Raw genomic sequence first — 17,779 nt, forward strand, 5'->3', positions numbered from 1 at the left:
GCGTGTAAGTAACTCTCCGCAGCCCTCAGAGAGGCGGACCGCCGTGAGTCTGAGCACCACCAATGACGTGTATTTCGACCCCTACGACGTCGAGATCAACGCCAACCCGTACCCGACCTTCGCGCGGCTCCGCGAGGAATCGCCGTTGTATTACAACGAGCAGTACGACTTCTATGCGTTGAGCCGCTTCGCCGACGTCAACAAAGCCCTCGTCGACCACGAGACGTTCAGCTCGGCTCGCGGCGCGATCATCGAACTGATCAAGGCCAACATCGACATTCCTTCGGGCGCCCTGATCTTCGAAGATCCGCCGATCCATACGGTGCACCGCAAGCTACTGGCCCGGATGTTCACGCCGCGCAAGATCAACGCGCTGGAGCCCAAGATCCGCGAGTTCTGCGCGCAGTCGCTGGACCCGATGGTGGGCACCGGCAAGATCGACTTCATCAAGGACTTCGGCGCAATCATGCCTATGCGGGTCATCAGCGCACTGCTGGGTATCCCCGAGGATGACCAGGAGATGATCCGCGACCACGGCAACGATCAGATGCGCACCGAGGCGGGCAAGCCGATGAAGGCGGCTCAGGAGGGGCTGGTCGACGGCTCGATCTTCGAGACCTATATCGACTGGCGCAAGGACAATCCGTCCGACGACATCATGACCGACCTCCTCAACGTCGAGTTCACCGACGAGCACGGGGTCACCCGGAAGCTCACCCGCGAGGAACTGCTGATCTACATCAACGTGGTGGCGGGCGCGGGTAACGAGACCACCACGCGTCTGATCGGTTGGGCGGCCAAGGTACTCGCCGAACATCCTGATCAGCGGCGCCAATTGGTCGAGAATCCGGCACTCATCCCCCAGGCGATCGAGGAACTGCTGCGCTTCGAGCCACCGGCCCCGCACGTGGCCCGCTATGTCACCCGCGACGTCGAGTTCCACGGCCAGACGGTTCCCGAGGGCAGTGTGATGATGATGCTGATCGGTGCGGCAGTCCGCGACAGCCGTCAATTCCCGCCCGATGGCGAGGTTTTCGACATCCACCGCGAGCAGCGTCAGCATCTGGCATTCAGCGTCGGCACCCATTACTGCCTGGGTTCGGCACTGGCTCGGCTGGAGGGCCGGATCGCGCTGGAGGAGATGCTGAAGCGTTTCCCGGAGTGGGACGTCGATCTCGACAACGCCGAGCTGTCACCGACTTCGACTGTCCGCGGGTGGGATTCGATGCCGGCGTTCGTCCGGTGACGGCCGCGCAGACCGTCCCCAAAGACTGGACCGACGTCACGCCCGAGTGGCTGACGGCGGCGCTGGCGGACCATCACCCCGGCGCCGTGGTGGACTGCGTGACCGTCGACATGCGCGACGACGGCACCAACCGCCGGGCGCGCCTGTCGGTCACGTACAAGCCGGGGCTGACCGGGCCTGCCACGGTCTTCGCCAAGGCCGTCGACCCCGGCCACAAGGAGATGATCAAGTACACCAGCGGCCTGCTGCACGAGCCCAGGCTGTTCAACTCCAAAGTCGATCTGCCACTGGAACATCCGACGGTGTACGCGGCGCCCATCGACGAGGGCGACGAGGACTTCATGCTGATCATGGAGGATCTCACCTCCCGTTCCGCCGATCCCCGCGACGCGACTCGGCCGCTGACCGTGGAGCAGGCCGCCTGTGGCGTGCGAGGCCTGGCCCGCCTGCACGGTGCGTTCTGGGGCGAGCGTGTCGAGCGTCCCGGCCTCGAATGGCTGGAGCCGTTCATGCCGTGGGACGGCATGCAGTGGGCGCCCTTGCCTGCCGCGCTCGAGCGGTTGGGGGACGACGCACCGGCCTCGGTACACGCACTCACGATCGACCATCTGGTGGAGGGGATCTGGAAGCCGTTCATCCGGACGCTCACCGCGCCCGGTACCTCGCAGACATTGCTGCACGGTGATCCGCACATCGGCAATACCTACGTGTTACCGGATGGGGATGTCGGCTTCCTCGACTGGCAGGTGGCGCGCCGGGGGAACTTTGCAGTGGATCTCGGTTACTTCCTGCAAGGTGCGCTCACCACCGAGGACCGGCGGCTCGCGGAGCGTGAACTGCTCGAGGAATACCGGGACACGCTGGAACTCCCGGCAGACGAACTGCCGTCGGCCGACGAGATCTGGTTGCGTTACCGGGCATCGGTGGCGCACGGACTGATGACCTGGCTGGCCACCGCCAGTGCGGGCGAGTTGTGGCAGCGTCCCGACATCGCCCTGGCGCTGGCCCAGCGTTATTCCGCGGCGTACGAGGATCTGCAGACCGTGCAGGCACTGGCCGATCTCATCGGTTAGTCGGTATAAGCAAATCACTGCCGGTGGGGGCGCCGGCCATCTAACCTGTCCGGCATGACTGGTGTGGTGGTGACAGGTGCAGCGTCGGGAATCGGCCGAGCCAGCGCGGAGGCGCTGATCGCAGATGGCCGACGGGTTTCGTTGTGGGACATAGCGCCCGAGGTCAGCGAGGTGGCCGACGGATTGGGCATGCCCTCGGCGGTGATCGACGTGTGCGATACCGCTGCGTTGTCGTCGGCCGTCGAAGAGGCGGCCGGGGCGCTCGACGGTATCGATGGCCTGGTGCACGCCGCTGGGCGGGTGCTCCCGGAACCGGTGGGCGCGTACACCGAGGAGTCCTGGGACGCGGTGCTCGACGTGAATCTGCGCGCGCAGGCGCTGTTGATGCAGTTGCTGTTGCCGCACCTGGAGAAATCTGCGAAGGACGGTGGATCACCCGCGGTGGTCGGCATCTCCAGCATCGAAGGCCTGGCGGCCAATCCGTTCATCCCGGACTACTGTGCCTCCAAGGCCGGCCTGTTGGGCATGACGAGGTCGATGGCTGCTCAGTTGGGCCCGTTGGGAATTCGCGTCAACGCAGTGTGCCCGGGCTTCATCCATACCCCGATGCTCCAGATCGCGTTGGACGTCGAGGAGATCCGCGCGAGCTTCGAACAGGCCGCGCCGCTGGGCCGGCTCGGACAGCCCCACGAGATCGGGGCCGCCGTGGCGTTCCTGATGTCACCGAAGGCGTCGTTCATCACCGGCACACAGCTGGTTGTGGACGGGGGAGTGACCAGCCGTCACGCGTGAAGGCCGGCAAGCTTCAGGGCCAGGGCGCCCGCCCGGCGAGGCTGCCACACCCATTAGTTGTTGGGGGACGCTGTGGCGAGCGTGCAGGTCACTGGCGGTGAGATCGCGGATCCGCCACTAAAGGCTGCACGTTCGTCACGGGGCCCTCAACCACACAGGTGCCGTGTTCTCTGACTGGAGCGGGTGGCTAGTCACTGGCCGGAAGCGGCTTGGCTTCCTTGAGGCTGAGGGCGGTGGACCCGACCGACAGCGTGCCGGTGCCGGCCTTGGTGACCAGCACCTCGGCGCCGGCATCGTCGACGTAGCGCTTACCCATCAGGTTGCCGTCGGAGAACGCGGGATCGAGCGTGGCACCGGAGTCTTTTTCGGCGTCGAGGGCGATCATGGCCACGCCACCGGCCCGCAGGTCGTCGAGGCTGTCGGCGCTGCGCACCACGATGACCTGGGTGTCGCACACCTGGCTCTGGAGGCGGGTGCCGTTCTTGATCATGCTGACTCCTTGGAGATCGGTGCGAGTTCGTCGACGAGCTGGCGGCGCAGGACCTTGCCTGTCGGGTTGGTGGGAAGTTCATCGCGGAAAACCACCCGGTCGGGGGTGCGTGATCCGCGCAGTTGCTTGCGGACATGATCCCGCAGCGCATCCGGATCGGGGGAGGTGCCCTCGACGGGCACCACGACGGCCACGATGATCTGGCCCCATTGCGGGTCCTCGGGGCCGACGACGGCCACATCACGGACCTCAGGATGCTCGACGAGCACGTCCTCGATCTCGGCCGGGGCGATGTTCTCTCCGCCGCGGATGATGGTGTCGTCGGATCGTCCCCCGATGAACAGGTAACCGCCTTTGTCGAGCATGGCGACATCCTTGGTGGGGAACCAGCCTTCGGCGTCGAGCACCGATCCGATATCGGTGTAGCGGCCCGACACCTGCTCGCCGCGTACGAACAGTTCACCGGTCTCGCCGGCACCCAGCACGGTGCCGTCGTCGGCGCGAATCTGCACCTCGATACCGGGCACCACCTGGCCCACCGAGCCGAGCCGCCGGGAAGCGGCGGGATCCTCGGCGGCCAGCGCCTCGCGGTGATCGTCCGGCCCGAGAACAGCGATGGTGGAACTGGTTTCGGTCAATCCGTAAGCGTTGACGAAGCCGACATTCGGCAGCAGCTGCAACGCCTTGCGGACCAGTGGCAACGCGACCTTGGAGCCGCCGTAGGCGAGGTTGCGCAACGTGGGCAGCTCGAGGCCGGCCGATTCCAGGGCCGTCACGATGCGGTCCAGCATGGTCGGCACGACGGTGGCGGACGTGACGCCCTCGGCGCGTACCAGCTCGACCCACTTGTCAGCGTCGAAGTGCCGCAGATACACCATTTTTCGGCCCGCGTACAGGTTCGACATGGCTGCGCTGACCCCGGCGATGTGATACGGCGGGACGCAGATCAGTGCTGCGTCTTCTTCTGCGGCCGAGGCGAATTCGACCGTTCCGGTGATGTAGCTGGTGAGGTTGTTGTGGGTGAGCTCGACGGCCTTGGGGCGCGACGTGGTACCCGAGGTGAACAGCACGACCGCCACTGCGTCAGGATCGGCGAACTCTGCCGCAGGCTCGGAGGCGTGGGCCGCGGCCAGGAACTCCTCGGAGGTGATGACCTGCTTGCCTGCCCCGGCCACCACATCGGCGTATTCGGTGTCGGCGACCACCAATGCCTCGGGCAGGCGGTCGATCAACTCGTGCAGGCCGTCCTTGCTGAGCCGGTAGTTCAGCGGGGTGAACGGCACCGCGGCGCGGGCCGAGGCGAACAGCAGCAGCGGCAGCAGCGCACCGCCGGTGCCGACGTATGCCACGTGCGAGGACCCAGAGGCCGCGATGACTCCGGCCCCGCCGTCGGCCAGGGTGCTGAGTTGCTCGGTGGTCAGGCGGAGATCGTCGGACACCACTGCGGTGCGGTCCGGTCCGCCCGAAACCGCCATCTCCAGCAGTAGCGAAATGCTCATAGGCCTTGTCCCGGTGCGTCGATGAAGATGTCGATGATCGGATTATCCCCGCCGCCGTACCGGGAGAGGTCGGTGACACCGGAGGAGGTGAGGACCTCAGAGTCGATGAAGGTCTGACCGTTCACCTCGGCGGCCGGGCGGGACAGGACCTCCACGGCCGCATCCGCCATGATCTCGGGGTTGCGGGACTGCGAGGCCATCTTGTCGCCATCGGCGAGATTCGTCACCGCGGCGGTGGCGATGTAGGTCTCGGGCCACAGACAACTGAATCCGATTCCGGCGTCGGCGTACTCGGCGGCCCAGCCGAGGGAGAGCAGCGTCATCCCGTACTTCGACAGGGTGTAGGACGGGTGTGCGCCCAGCCAGTACGGGTTCATGTTCATCGGCGGGGCCAGTGTCAGTACCTGCGGGTTGGCCGACTTCCGCAGATGCGGCAGCGCGGCCTTCGTCAGCAGGAAGGTGCCACGGATGTTGATGTCCATCATCAGGTCGAACTTCTTGGCCGACAGCGACTCGGTGGCGTCGGTGGAGATGGCGCTCGCGTTGTTGATCACGATGTCGACGCCACCGAAGTGCTCGACCGCGGTCTCGACCGCGCGGGCCACGTCCTCTTCCTTACGCACATCGCCCACCACAGCGACGCCCTTGCCGCCGGCGGCCTCTACCTCGGCGACGGCGGTGTGCACAGTGCCGGGAAGCTTGGGGTGGGGTTCTGCGGTCTTGGCCAGCAGCACCACGTTCGCCCCTCGGCGGGCGGCACCGAGCGCGATCGCCAGCCCGATACCGCGGCTGCCGCCGGATACGACCAGCGTGCGATCGGTGAATGACTCTTGCTGGCTGGACATGGTCCTCCTCGTCGCGCGCAGCGTCCGCCGTGCGCCGTGTGTCAACCGTACTCAAATGGTATTGGCATTCTCATTTTTAGCAAGTGCCGTAATCGTCGCGAGCGGCGGCTGAGGAATCGGCGTCCACCAGACCCGTTCGCTTGTGTCGCCAACCGTCCTCAGTGTGCAGGTCGGAGCACTCCCGTCCAGTACAGGCGCCACATTTCCACCCTGCGGTATTGGCATTCTCATTTTTAGCAAGTACGTTATCCACTGATGAGCGAGCAAGACGTCCCTCCGGTGGAGACTCCGTCCGGCATCCCGCTGGCGCCCGTCTACGGGCCGAGCGACCGCGCGGTCGAGCCGCCTCCCCCCGGGACCTATCCCTTCACCCGCGGCAACTTCGCCTCCGGCTACCGCGGGAAGACCTGGACCTTCCGGCAGTATTCGGGCTTCGGTACGGCCGAGGAATCCAACCGCCGGTACCGCTATCTGCTCGATCAGGGTGGGACCGGCCTGTCGGTGGCGCTGGACCTGCCCACCCAGTGCGGCTACGACTCCGATGACGAAGAGTACGGCGAGGAAGTCGGACGAGTCGGCGTTGCGGTCGACACTCTGGCCGACGCCGAGATCCTCTTCGACAGCATCCCGCTGGACAAGATCAGCACCAGCTTCACCATCAACGGCACCGCGGCCATCCTGCTGGCCTTCTACGTCGCCGCCGCCGAGAAGAAGGGCGTGCCGCGCGAGAAGCTCACCGGGACCATCCAGAACGACATCCTCAAGGAATACGCGTCGCGCGGCACCTGGATCTGGCCGCCCGAGCCGTCACTGCGGCTGATCGCCGACACCATCGAGTTCTGTGCAGCCGAGGTACCCCGGTTCAACGCGATCTCGGTGGCCGGTGCGCACTTCCGCGACGCGGGCGCCAATGCCGTGCAGGAGATGTCGTTCACGCTCGCCGATGGCGTCACGTACTGCGACACCGTCGTCGAACGCGGCCGGATGACGATCGACAAGTTTGCCCCGCAGATCTCCTTCTTCTTCTACACCCACGGTGACTTCTTCGAGGAGATCGCCAAATACCGTGCCGGCAGACGACGTTGGGCCACGATCGTGCGGGAGCGCTACGGCGCGACCACCGACAAAGCTTCGATGTTCCGGTTCGGGTGCGTGGCGGGTGGAGCATCTCTGTACGCGCCGCAGGCACAGAACAACCTGGTCCGGGTGGCCTACGAGTCGCTGGCGGCGGTGCTGGGCGGCGTGCAGTCGATGTTCACCGCGGCGTGGGATGAACCGTTTGCCCTGCCGAGTGAGGAATCGGCGACGTTGGCCCTGCGGACCCAGCAGATCCTGGCCTACGAGACCGGCGTGACCAAGGTGGCCGATCCGCTCGGTGGGTCCTACTTCGTCGAGGCGCTCACCGACGCCACCGAGGCCAAGATCATCGAGATCATGGACGATCTCGAAAAGCACGGCGGCATGGTGCGGTGCATCGAAGACGGCTACCTGCAGGGCCTGATCGCCGATGAGGCGTTCAAGATTCACCAGGAGACCGAGTCCGGCGAGCGCCCCGTCGTCGGGGTCAACAGGTTCGTCACCGACGAGCCGGCGCCCGACATCGACACGTACGAGCTCGACGCCGAGGGTCGCGATCTCCAACTCAAGCGGCTGGCGAAGGTCAAGGCGGAGCGCGACGACGTCGCGGTCAAAGAGACTCTGGCCGCATTGGCGAGGGGAGCCGAAGGTGACGACAACCTGATGCACCGGTTGATCGACTGCGCCAACGCGTATTGCACAGTGGGAGAGATGGTGTCGACCTTGAAGTCCGTGTGGGGCGAGTTCCAGCAGCCGGTGGTGTTCTAGCATGGCCACTCGAGTACTTGTCGCCAAACCCGGTCTCGATGGTCACGACCGTGGGGCCAAGATCGTCGCCCGTACGTTGCGTGATGCCGGATTCGAAGTCATCTATACGGGCATCCGGCAGCGTATCGAGGACATCGTCTCCATCGCACTGCAGGAAGACGTTGCCCTGGTCGGCCTTTCGATCCTGTCCGGCGCGCACGTCGCGTTGACCACCCGAACTGTCGAGGCGCTGCGGGCCGCCGATGCCGGCGACATTGCCGTCGTCGTCGGCGGTACCATCCCGCAGTCCGATGTGCAGAAACTGATGGATGCCGGTGCGGCAGCGGTGTTCCCGACCGGAACGTCGCTCGAAACGCTGGTGACCGATGTTCGTGCGCTGACGGAAAAGGTCTCGGAGTCATGAGGCTGGGTGTGATGATCGGGGCCGAGCGTGGCGATATGGCCCGCAAGGTCTCCAAGTTGATCTCTGACATCCAGTGGGCCGAGTCGGCCGGGCTGGATAGTGCGTGGATGCCGCAGGTGCCCAACGACTTCGACTGCCTGACGATGGTGGCGCTGATGGCAGCGAACACATCGCGCATCGAACTCGGAACCGCAGTGGTCCCGCTGCAGGCTCAGCACCCGATTGCGCTGGCCCGCCAAGCGCTTTCGATACACGCGATGTCCGCGGGCCGGTTGGCCCTTGGCGTCGGACCCTCGCACCACTGGATCATCCGCGACATGTTGGGCCTGCCCTACGAGAAGCCGGCTGCCTACACGCGTGACTACCTGCAGGTTCTGAACCAGGCGATCTCCGGGCCCGGCCCCGTTGACGTCGAGAACGATTCGTTTACCGTGCACAACCCGACGGTGCTCGCGGCCGACACTCCGATGCCGGTGCTGGTATCGGCACTGGGCCCGGTGATGCTGCAGCTCGCCGGCGAGCACGCCGACGGTACCTCGCTGTGGATGGCCGACGAGAAGGCGATCGGCGAGCACATCGCACCGAAGATCAACAAGGCTGCGGCCGAAGCGGGCAAGCCCGCGCCGCGCATCGTCGCCGGAATCCCGGTCACGCTGTGCGCCAACTCCGAGATCGAGGCGGCCAAGGAGCGGGCCAACCGCATTCTGGCCGAAGCCGAGACGTCGCCGAACTACCAGCGCCTGCTGGACCGGGGTGAGGCCCGCAATGTCGGAGATTTGTGCGCGGCCGGCGATGAGGAATCAATTCTCAAGCGGTTCAAGCAGTTCGCCGATGCCGGGGTCACGGATCTGTCGGTGCGGCTGCTGCCGATCGGGGAGAACCGTGACGAGCTGATCGCGTCGAAGTATCGGACGCGTGAGGTGATCGCCGAGCTCGCGAAAGCGGTGCGATGAGCGCTTGCGCGAAGAGCCGAGGGCACCGATGAGCGCTTGCGCGAAGAGCCGAGGGCACCGATGAGCGCTTGCGCGAAGAGCCGAGGGCACCGATGAATTCTCCTCTCGCCGGCATCCGCATCATCGAGGTCGGCGTGATGCTGGCCGGCCCGTACGCCACCATGATGTTGGCCGACCTGGGTGCCGAGGTGATCAAGGTCGAACCACCTGGCGGCGAGATCTCCCGTCAGGTCAGCGACAGCTATTTCGCCAGCCTCAACCGGGGCAAGCGCAGCATCTGCCTCGATCTCGCCTCAGAGGCAGGTCGGGCGAAACTCGGTGAGCTGGTCGCCGATTCCCACGCGCTGCTGGTGAACATGAAGCCGTCGGTGATCCGCAGGCTGGGCCTGACGTATGACAATCTGCGGCAGTTCAACGAGAAGATCGTGTGCGTCGCGATGACGGGATTCGGGCTCGACGGGGGAGACGACCCGGCGTTCGACTATGTCATCCAGGCCGCCACCGGGGTGGCCGCGATGACCGGTGATCCCGAAGGCCCACCCACGCTTCCCGGTTACTCCTCAGCGGACAACTCGACAGGGCTGACGGCGGCGCTGGGTCTGCTGGCGATGATCGTCTCGGGCAACGGTGGTCAGGTGGATGTCTCGTTGCGTGACGTCATGCTGTCGCAGTTGAACTACCGCGCCTCGGCGTACCTCAACGACGGTGTGGAACCGCGCCGCCACCCCTTCGGTGCGCATTCGTACTACGTACCGGCTCAACTGTTCCCGACTGCCGATGGCTATCTGGCGTTGTTCATCACCCACGACGGATTCTGGAAATCGTTCGCCACCGAGGCGGGTGTAGCGGGGTTCGATTCAATGGCCGAGCGGGCTTCCCGGCGAGAAGAAGTGCTCGACGTGGTGACTGCCGCGCTGGCGACCGACACCGCGGCGGGGTGGGAATCGAGGCTCAAGCCGCTGGGGATCCCGGCAGCCGCCGTGCGTAGCCTGCCGCAGGCGCTGGACGCGACCCCCGAGATGCTGGTCACCGCAGGTGATTTCCGGTTGGTGGGTAGTCCGGTGCACGTCGCCGGCTACACGCCTGACTACCGGCCGGCCCCTGACTTCGACGAGTATGGACAGTGCTCACCGGTTTCTGCACCGAGGTCGTGACCGCTCGAAATCTGCAGGTCTGCGGTAGAAACCGGCGGCACTCTTGACCGGCGGCGGCTCAATCTTCGTCGTAAGAGACCGTCACCGAATCGCAGTCCGGGACGGCCTGGCAGGTCAGTACGTAGCCGTCGGCCACTTCGTCGTCGTCGAGAGCGTCGTTGACCCGCATTGTGGCGGTGCCCTCGAGGAGTTTGGCCATGCAGGTTCCGCAGTTGCCGGCCTCGCACGAGAACGGCGGTGTCATGCCGGCCCGGCGCGCGCTCTCCAGCAGCGTCTCTCCCTGTCGGCGCGGCACGGACAGCTGCTCGCGGTCGAACACGATCGTGACCTTGCCGTTCGCTTCGCTGCCGGCCATCGGTTCTGCGGTCATGTGACTCCCCTGTGCACATACGTTCTGATATGAAGAGAATACCATTCTCACTAAATGATAGTATCTTCTCGGTGTGCTCGACGCCCAGGAGTGTTCTCCGGAGAGGGGTTATAGATCGTGACTGACCCCGCCGTGCTCGCGTTCGACGACCGTGAGTACACCCTGGCTGAGATCGATGCGCTCACCAGCGGGATGGCCACCGCGCTGGAGCACCGCGGCGTACGCCCGGGTGATCGCGTCGCCATGATGTCGTCCAACCGTCCTGAGTTCGTCGTGGCGTTGCGGGCGATCTGGGGTTTGGGTGCGGTGGCCGTCCTGATCAGCCCGGCCTGGAAAGCTGCCGAGGTGGCCCATGTTTTGGCCCTGACCGGACCCGCTCATGCGGTGGGCGATCACGACGTGCTCGCCGCACAGATGCCCATGCTGCCTCTGGACGAGCCGATCACCCCGGGCCTGCGGCAGTTCGACCCGCCCGATCCGGACAGCGACGCGCTGTTCGTCTTCAGCTCAGGGACCACCGGCCTGCCCAAAGCGGTGCGGCACACCCATGGTGGGTTCGCCGCGGCGATCGACCATTGGCGCACAGCACTGGGTTTCACCTCCGCCGATCGCATGCAGATCATGACGCCCCCGTCGCACATCCTGGGATTGCTCAACATCGCCATGGTGCTCGACACCGGTGCGTGGATGAGGTTGCACCGGCGTTTCGACATCGACACCATGTTGCGGCACATCGAATCTGATCGAATTACGATCGAAATGGCCGTGGCACCAATCGCTTTGGCGCTGGCCGCGCATCCCGATCTGGGACGCTACGATCTATCGTCGCTGCGCTACGTCATGTGGTGTGCCACCCCGGTGACCCGCAGTGTGGCGGATGCCGTCACCGAGCGGGCCGGGGTCCGGTGGCTGACCGCCTATGGCACCACCGAACTCCCGGTGATCGCCTGTAATCCGCTGGACGCCGTCCACATCGAGACCGTCGGCACGCCCGTGCGCGGGGTCCATGTCCGCATCGGCGAGGACGGCGAGATCCAGGTGCGGTCAGACTCGGTGATGGCCGGATACCTGCCGAAGGAAGCCACCGCGGGCGCATTCCGCGACGGCTGGTACCGCACCGGCGACATCGGCTACCTCGACGACGACGGATACCTGCACATCACCGACCGATCCAAGGAGATGGTCAAGGTTCGCGGCTTCCAGGTCGCGCCGGCCGAGGTCGAGGCGGTGTTGCACGGCCATCCGGCTGTCACCGACTGCGCGGTGTTCGGAGTGGCCGATGCGGCCGACGGAGAGGCGATCGTGGCAGCCGTGACGACAAGTTCCGAGGTGTCGGCCATGGAATTGATCGCGCTCATCGGCGATCAGTTGGCCTCGTACAAGCGGCCCAGCCGCGTGGAGTTCGTAACCGAGATACCCCGGTTACCTTCCGGAAAGGTATTGCGACGAGTGCTGAAGGAGCGGCATGGACGTTCGTCTGACGTCTGAACAGCAGCAGCTGCGAGAGGCCGCAGCAAAACTGGCCGACGACCTCGGGCCCGATGCGGTCGGAGAGTTGTCGGATGAGGGCCGGCGCGCCCGATTGGAAAGCACGGTCGCCGCAACCGAGTGGCGCACCCTGCGGTCCGACGGTGCCTCCGGCGTGGAAGTGGCGATCATCGCCGAGGAGTTCGGACGCGGTCTGATCGACGTGCCCTTCCTCGGGCCGGTGCTTGCCGACGATCTGGCCCGTCGGCTGGATCGGGAGGCGGTGACCGGGAGCGATGAGGCTGCCACGGCCGGTGTGGATCTGACCCGCAGCACGGTGGGTGTGGTCGAGTCGCCTGCCGAACTCGGTGAGCTGTCGGGTGAGGATGTTCTGCGGTGGCGGGCACTCGCGTTGACCGCTACGTGCGCCGACCTGGTCGGTGCCGCACGTGGTGCGCATGCCCTGGCGGTCGATTACGCGAAAGTCCGTGAGCAGTACGGCTCGACGATCGGCTCGTATCAGGCCGTCGCGCACCTGCTGGCCGAGGGGCTGGCCCTGATCGAGGGCTCGATCAGCGTTCTGCGCCACGCGGCATGGGCCGTCGACGAGCTACCTGCCGAGGAAGCCGTCCGGGCCGGGAAGATCGCCAAGGTCTACTGCGCCCGTGCCGCGCGCACCGTGTGTGAGACCTCGATTCAGGTGCACGGCGGTATCGGAAACACCTGGGAGTGCCTGGCGCATGTGTATCTGCGCCGGGTTCTGGTGGCCACCGAGTTGTGGCCCGTCAAGCTAGAAGACTTGGAGGTGACTGATCTTGGACTTTCGTGATTCAGCTGAGGAAGCTGCCTTCCGGGACCGGCTGCGGACCTGGCTGGCGGACAACGCCGCGTCGTTCAAGGCGTCCGGCGACGATTACTGGGCCCGGATGGGGGAGTGGCATCAAGCCCTCTATGCCGCAGGGTTTTTCGGTACCTCGTGGCCCGAGGAGTTCGGCGGCCAGGACCTGCCGCCCGTCTACGATGTGATCGTCGACGAGGAGCTTGCCCGGGCCGGAGCCCCGCCGCGGCCCAGCCTCGGCTACCTGGTGGTCGGCCTGGGACACCACGGCAGCAAGGAACTGCAGCAGCGATTCCTGCCCGGCATGATCAACGGCACCGAGCGTTGGTGCCAGGGCTTTTCCGAGCCCGGCGCCGGTTCGGACCTGGCCTCGCTGACCACCACGGCGACCCGTGACGGCGACAACTACATCATCAACGGGCACAAGATCTGGACCAGCTACTCAGACGTGGCCGATTGGTGCCTGGTGCTGGCCCGTACCGACAAGGATGTCGCACGACATAAGGGCATCTCGGCGTTCATCGTGTCGATGCACCAGGACAGCATCGAGCAGCGGCCGCTGCAGATGATCAACGGTGTCACCACGGAGTTCGGCCAGGTGGCGTTCGACGGTGCAGTGGTGCCGGCCTCGCACATGGTCGGTGAACCCGGTGATGGTTGGCGCCTGGCGATGACGGTGGTCAGCCACGAGCGTGAGCCGTCGACCCTCGGATACTCGGCGCGGTACGGAAAGCTGGTGCGTGAGATGGCGTCTCGCGTATCTGGTAAGACCCCCGAAGACCTCGCCTGGGCCGGTGTGCAGGCCGAGATGCTGCGCCTGCATGTGCGCAGGCGGCTGTCCGAACAGCTCGATGGGCTCAAGCACGGCCCCGAGGGCTCGCTGGACAAGTTGCTGATGACGTGGGTCGAGCAGTCGGTCGGGCACGCCGCGCTCGCGGTGACCGGAACCAAGGATCCCGAACTGCTGAGCGCCTATCTCTACAGCCGCGCGCAGAGCGTCATGGGTGGCACGTCGCAGATCCAGAAGAACATCATCGCGTCACGAATCCTCGGACTGGGAGTTTAGCCAGATGTACGGAATGCCAGACGAAATCGATGTGCAGGCCGACGGTGCGCTGCGCATCATCACGCTGAACCGCCCCGATGCCTTGAATGCGGTCAACGACAACCTGCACGTCGGACTGGCTCGGTTGTGGGAAGCGTTGAACGAGGATGCCGACGCGCGGGCCGCGGTGATCACCGGTGCGGGACGGGCGTTCTCGGCCGGCGGCGACTTCAACTACCTCGACGAGTTGCGGCGCGATGAAGCCTTGCGTCAGAAGACGATCAAGCACGGCCGCGACCTGGTCATCGGGATGGTGCGCTGCCGCATCCCGGTGGTAGCCGCGGTGAACGGGCCTGCCGTCGGGCTGGGCTGCAGCCTGGCCGCGCTGTCCGACGTCGTCTACATGGCCGAGACCGCGCACTTCGCCGATCCGCACGTGCAGATCGGCCTGGTGGCTGCCGACGGTGGTCCGCTGGTCTGGGGCTCACAGATTTCGTTGTTGCAGGCCAAGGAGTTTGCGCTGACCGGGGTTCGGATCAAGGCCCAGCGGGCCCTCGAACTCGGGCTGGCCAACCATGTGGTCGAGGATCCGCTTGCCGAGGCGATCGCGTGCGCCAAGAAGCTCATCGATCTGCCCAAGCAGGCGGTCGAGGCCACCAAGCGGTTGATGAACATCCAGCTTGAGCAGCAGGTGATGGCGTCGCTGGATTACGCCAATCTCGCCGAGTACGTATCGTTCGGCACCGCTGATTTCAATCGGATCGTGGACGGGCTGATCGCCAAGAACTGATCACCCAGCACCGCGAGCGTGCGTGTCTGCCGCCCGACACTCCGTGTCGGGGCGGCATTCCACGCACGCTCGCGGTGGATCAGATGGTGAGGGCTTCGGAGCGCTGGACGGTGCCGGTCACACCGCCGGCATCCTGACCGGCCAGCAGCACGGCCGCGCGTCCCATCGCTTCGGGCGGCTCGACCATCTCCGGCGGGATCTGCAGCCCGCTGCCCCCGGCCTGCCAGCCTTCGGTCAGCACCACCCGTGACGGGCTCAGGCAGTTGACCGCGATGTTGTCCTCGCGCAGGTCGGCGGCCAGGCCGAGGTAGAGACGTTCGGCGGCGGCCTTGGACACCCAGTAGGCATTGGCACCGTGCTCGACCATGTCGACTCCGGTGGTGGTGATCGCGATGAGTGACCCGCCGCCACGCTTGCGCACTTCGGGGATGACGGCCTTGGTCACCAGGAACACGCCGGTGAGGTTGACGTCGAGACACAGTTGCCAGCGCTTGAGCGGCGTGCTCTCTACCGGGCCGAGCCACAGCACACCGGCGTTCGCCACCAGGATGTCGATGCCGCCGAACTCTGAAACCGCCTTGCCGACGGCCTTGTTCACCGATTCCTCGTCGGTGACGTCGCAGGCGACTGGCATTGCGTGCCCGCCCGCGTCATTGATGGCTGCGGCCACCGAGCCGATAGTGCCGGGCAGCTTGCCCGGTTCTTCGGAGCGGGCGGCCACGGCTACCGCGGCGCCTGCGTCAGCCAATGCTCGAGCGATCGTCGCCCCGATGCCGCGGCTGGCGCCGGCGACGAAGGCGACTTTGCCGCGGAGGCCGGCCGCCCCCTCATCGGGCTGAACCGAGGTTTCGTGCATAGCGGTCATGTCCTGAGTGTGCACGAAACGTTGCGCCGCACCGGCATTTTCGCCAACAGACACGTACGCTCGCGGAGCACGGGGGCGGTATTACTTGGGAGGGAAGCGCAATGCCCCATCGAGACGGATGATTTCGCCGTTGAGGTAGTCGTTTTCGATGATGCTCTGCGCCAACTGGGCGTACTCGGTCGAGCGGCCCATGCGCTTGGGGAACGGCACCTGCGGGCCCCAGTACTGCTCGAGCTGATCGGCGGCCTTGCCGTAGGCCGGGGTGTTGATGGTGCCGGGGGCGATGGTGCAGACCCGGATACCCAGCGGCGACAGGTCGCGCGCGGCGACGAGCGTCATTCCGAGCACGCCGCCCTTGGCGGCCGAGTAGGGCAGCTGACCGATCTGGCCTTCGTACCCGGCGATCGATGCGGTGTTGACGATGACGCCGCGGCCGCCTTCCTCCAGCGGTTCGGTCTTGGCGATCGCTGCGGCCGACAGTCGCATGACGTTGAACACCGCGGTCAGATAGAACTCGATGGTCTTCTTGAAGCCGTCGAGGTCCAGCGGGGACCCGTCCTTGCCGACAAGACGGCCGCCGGCGGCCGGCCCGCCGTGGGTGTCTACCGAGATGCGGAGCGGGGCAAGGGCTTCAGCCTCGGCGATGGCTGCGAGCACCGATGCCTCGGAGGTGGCGTCGGTGGGTACATAGCGCACACCCAGCTCTTTCTCCAGCTTGGCGCCCTTCTCGTCGGCCAGGTCTGCGACGACGACTTTTGCACCCGCTGCCTGCAGGCGGCGGACGGTCGCTTCACCCAGGCCGCCGGCACCGCCGACGACGATCGCAGAACTACCGGCGATTTGCATACGGTTCCCCTTCTTGCAACTGACACTCTCTGACTGCGAGAATAGCATTCTCTTACCGGGTGAACCAGGGAGCAGATCAATGCCTGAAGCTGTCATCGTGTCCGCATTGCGTACCCCCATCGGCACCGCCAAGAAGGGCACGCTGCGCGACACCGACGCCTACGCGCTGGCGGACCACGTGGTGCGGGCGGTGTCGGAGGACCTTCCTGCCGGCCTCAGCGCATCAGTGGATGACGTGATCCTGGGCGAAGGCCTCTACGGCGGCGGTGTCATCGCCCGTCATGCCGCCATCACCGCCGGCCTCACCACGGTCCCCGGCGCGTCCATCAATCGGCACTGCGCCGCCGGTCAGGCGGCTGTGCAGAGTGCCGCCGCCAGCATTCGCGCCGGGATGGACCGGCTGATCCTGGCCGGCGGCGTCAATTCGGCCTCGACCTCGCCCCGGTTCATCCGCGCGGCCGGCAGTGCCAAGGATGCCGAGTGGGTGAACTGGTTCCCGCCCACGCATCCGGACCGGCCGGACGCACCGAACATGGACATGTCGATCACGGTCGGCTGGAACGCCGCGGTGAAGGCCGGGGTGAGCCGCGAGGAGATGGACGAGTGGGCGCTGGGCTCACACCTCAAGGCCATTGCGGCGATCGACGAGGGCCGTTTCAAGGAAGAGATCGTCCCCGTGAGAATCGGAGAGGGACCCGACGAATTCTTCGACACCGACGAGCATCCGCGCCGTGACACGACGTTGGAGAAGCTGGCAGCGCTCAAGCCGCTGCATCCTGAGATCGAGGGATTCTCCATCACCGCGGGCAATGCGTGCGGCGCCAACGATGCGGCTGCGCTGATGGCGATCGCCAGTGACAAACTCGGCCTGCCGGCCCTGGCCACGATCAAGTCATGGGCCTCGGTGGGGGTGGACCCGGCCTCGACCGGGCTGGCCCCGGTCGAGGCGATCACCAAAGCCCTTGGTCGGGCCGGGCTTTCACTGTCCGATGTGGACCTGTTCGAGATCAACGAAGCCTTCGCGGCGATGTGCGTTGCCACCGTCAAGCTGCTCGACCTCAATCCGGAGATCGTCAACGTCAGCGGCAGCGGCTGCTCGCTCGGACATCCGGTGGCTGCCACCGGGGCGCGCATGCTGACCACGATGGTCCACGAGTTGCGTCGGCGCGGTGGAGGTATCGGCGTGGCTGCGATGTGTGCCGGAGGGGGGATGGGCTCGGCGACGGTCATCGAGGTGCCTGCTCAGTAGGCTCACCGG

General features: G+C 65.9%; 18 protein-coding genes. 12 read left to right on the forward strand and 6 right to left on the reverse strand.

The genetic code is table 11. From position 1 onward, the window contains the following. The first annotated feature begins 43 nt into the window (after positions 1-43). Genes ACZYZF_RS27100 through ACZYZF_RS27110 form a run of 3 tightly spaced genes read left to right on the forward strand, consistent with a single transcriptional unit; the run spans position 44 to position 3,111 of the window. Positions 44-1,246, forward strand: coding sequence for a cytochrome P450 (locus ACZYZF_RS27100; protein ID WP_463747449.1), 1,203 nt, complete (start codon positions 44-46; stop codon positions 1,244-1,246). Next, positions 1,243-2,319, forward strand: a complete 1,077-nt coding sequence (locus ACZYZF_RS27105) for a phosphotransferase (RefSeq protein ID WP_463747512.1) — start codon at positions 1,243-1,245, stop codon at positions 2,317-2,319. Before ACZYZF_RS27100 ends, ACZYZF_RS27105 begins: the two co-directional genes overlap by 4 nt. A gap of 54 nt (positions 2,320-2,373) precedes the next feature. After that, positions 2,374-3,111 carry an SDR family NAD(P)-dependent oxidoreductase gene (locus ACZYZF_RS27110; protein ID WP_463837370.1) on the forward strand — a complete coding sequence of 246 codons (738 nt, stop codon included), beginning with the start codon at positions 2,374-2,376 and terminating at the stop codon, positions 3,109-3,111. 187 nt (positions 3,112-3,298) lie between these two features. Here the strand turns inward: ACZYZF_RS27110 and ACZYZF_RS27115 are convergent, their stop codons facing one another. Genes ACZYZF_RS27115 through ACZYZF_RS27125 form a run of 3 tightly spaced genes read right to left on the reverse strand, consistent with a single transcriptional unit; the run spans position 3,299 to position 5,945 of the window. Beyond that, complete coding sequence (locus ACZYZF_RS27115) at positions 3,299-3,601, reverse strand: hypothetical protein (RefSeq protein ID WP_463747447.1); 303 nt, start codon at positions 3,599-3,601, stop codon at positions 3,299-3,301. Then, on the reverse strand, positions 3,598-5,100 hold the full coding sequence (locus tag ACZYZF_RS27120) for a class I adenylate-forming enzyme family protein (protein ID WP_463747446.1): 1,503 nt from the start codon (positions 5,098-5,100) through the stop codon (positions 3,598-3,600). The genes ACZYZF_RS27115 and ACZYZF_RS27120 overlap by 4 nt, the downstream gene beginning before the upstream one ends. Then, positions 5,097-5,945, reverse strand: a complete 849-nt coding sequence (locus ACZYZF_RS27125; RefSeq protein ID WP_463837372.1) for an SDR family oxidoreductase — start codon at positions 5,943-5,945, stop codon at positions 5,097-5,099. Before ACZYZF_RS27125 ends, ACZYZF_RS27120 begins: the two co-directional genes overlap by 4 nt. 255 nt (positions 5,946-6,200) lie before the next feature. Between ACZYZF_RS27125 and ACZYZF_RS27130 the strand changes: the two genes are divergently transcribed. The 4 genes from ACZYZF_RS27130 to ACZYZF_RS27145 all read left to right on the forward strand — a co-directional run bounded on the left by ACZYZF_RS27130 (position 6,201) and on the right by ACZYZF_RS27145 (position 10,300). Beyond that, a complete protein-coding gene (locus tag ACZYZF_RS27130) occupies positions 6,201-7,790 on the forward strand; it encodes a methylmalonyl-CoA mutase family protein (protein WP_463747444.1) in 1,590 nt (529 codons plus the stop codon). Between the two features lies 1 nt (position 7,791). Next, complete coding sequence (locus tag ACZYZF_RS27135; RefSeq protein ID WP_463747443.1) at positions 7,792-8,193, forward strand: cobalamin B12-binding domain-containing protein; 402 nt, start codon at positions 7,792-7,794, stop codon at positions 8,191-8,193. After that, positions 8,190-9,146 (forward strand): LLM class F420-dependent oxidoreductase, encoded by a 957-nt coding sequence (locus ACZYZF_RS27140; protein ID WP_463747442.1) that lies wholly within the window; start codon positions 8,190-8,192, stop codon positions 9,144-9,146. The genes ACZYZF_RS27135 and ACZYZF_RS27140 overlap by 4 nt, the downstream gene beginning before the upstream one ends. Before the next feature lie 92 nt (positions 9,147-9,238). Beyond that, positions 9,239-10,300: a CaiB/BaiF CoA transferase family protein gene (locus tag ACZYZF_RS27145; protein ID WP_463747441.1), complete on the forward strand. Its 1,062-nt coding sequence runs from the start codon at positions 9,239-9,241 to the stop codon at positions 10,298-10,300. A gap of 58 nt (positions 10,301-10,358) precedes the next feature. Here the strand turns inward: ACZYZF_RS27145 and ACZYZF_RS27150 are convergent, their stop codons facing one another. After that, positions 10,359-10,670, reverse strand: coding sequence for a 2Fe-2S iron-sulfur cluster-binding protein (locus ACZYZF_RS27150; RefSeq protein WP_463747440.1), 312 nt, complete (start codon positions 10,668-10,670; stop codon positions 10,359-10,361). Positions 10,671-10,787: 117 nt separating this feature from the next. On the opposite strand from ACZYZF_RS27150, the gene ACZYZF_RS27155 reads away from it, so the two are divergent. The 4 genes from ACZYZF_RS27155 to ACZYZF_RS27170 are packed head-to-tail and all read left to right on the forward strand — an operon-like array spanning position 10,788 to position 14,810. Then, the gene (locus tag ACZYZF_RS27155) at positions 10,788-12,158 is read left to right on the forward strand and encodes a class I adenylate-forming enzyme family protein (RefSeq protein WP_463747439.1); all 1,371 of its coding nucleotides are present in this window, start codon (positions 10,788-10,790) and stop codon (positions 12,156-12,158) included. Then, positions 12,136-12,966 carry an acyl-CoA dehydrogenase family protein gene (locus ACZYZF_RS27160; RefSeq protein WP_463747438.1) on the forward strand — a complete coding sequence of 277 codons (831 nt, stop codon included), beginning with the start codon at positions 12,136-12,138 and terminating at the stop codon, positions 12,964-12,966. The genes ACZYZF_RS27155 and ACZYZF_RS27160 overlap by 23 nt, the downstream gene beginning before the upstream one ends. After that, the gene (locus ACZYZF_RS27165) at positions 12,953-14,041 is read left to right on the forward strand and encodes an acyl-CoA dehydrogenase family protein (RefSeq protein ID WP_463747437.1); all 1,089 of its coding nucleotides are present in this window, start codon (positions 12,953-12,955) and stop codon (positions 14,039-14,041) included. The genes ACZYZF_RS27160 and ACZYZF_RS27165 overlap by 14 nt, the downstream gene beginning before the upstream one ends. A 4-nt stretch (positions 14,042-14,045) precedes the next feature. Continuing rightward, positions 14,046-14,810, forward strand: coding sequence for an enoyl-CoA hydratase/isomerase family protein (locus tag ACZYZF_RS27170; protein ID WP_463747436.1), 765 nt, complete (start codon positions 14,046-14,048; stop codon positions 14,808-14,810). Between the two features lie 79 nt (positions 14,811-14,889). Here ACZYZF_RS27170 and ACZYZF_RS27175 read toward each other — a convergent pair whose 3' ends face one another. Both ACZYZF_RS27175 and ACZYZF_RS27180 read right to left on the reverse strand, forming a co-directional pair. Next, positions 14,890-15,666, reverse strand: a complete 777-nt coding sequence (locus tag ACZYZF_RS27175; protein ID WP_463837458.1) for an SDR family NAD(P)-dependent oxidoreductase — start codon at positions 15,664-15,666, stop codon at positions 14,890-14,892. Positions 15,667-15,756: 90 nt separating this feature from the next. Continuing rightward, on the reverse strand, positions 15,757-16,521 hold the full coding sequence (locus tag ACZYZF_RS27180) for an SDR family NAD(P)-dependent oxidoreductase (protein ID WP_463747435.1): 765 nt from the start codon (positions 16,519-16,521) through the stop codon (positions 15,757-15,759). A gap of 79 nt (positions 16,522-16,600) precedes the next feature. On the opposite strand from ACZYZF_RS27180, the gene ACZYZF_RS27185 reads away from it, so the two are divergent. Beyond that, a complete protein-coding gene (locus ACZYZF_RS27185) occupies positions 16,601-17,770 on the forward strand; it encodes a thiolase family protein (RefSeq protein WP_463837373.1) in 1,170 nt (389 codons plus the stop codon). Positions 17,771-17,779 lie beyond the last annotated feature (9 nt).

The organism is Mycobacterium sp. IDUB_24, from assembly GCF_055419385.1.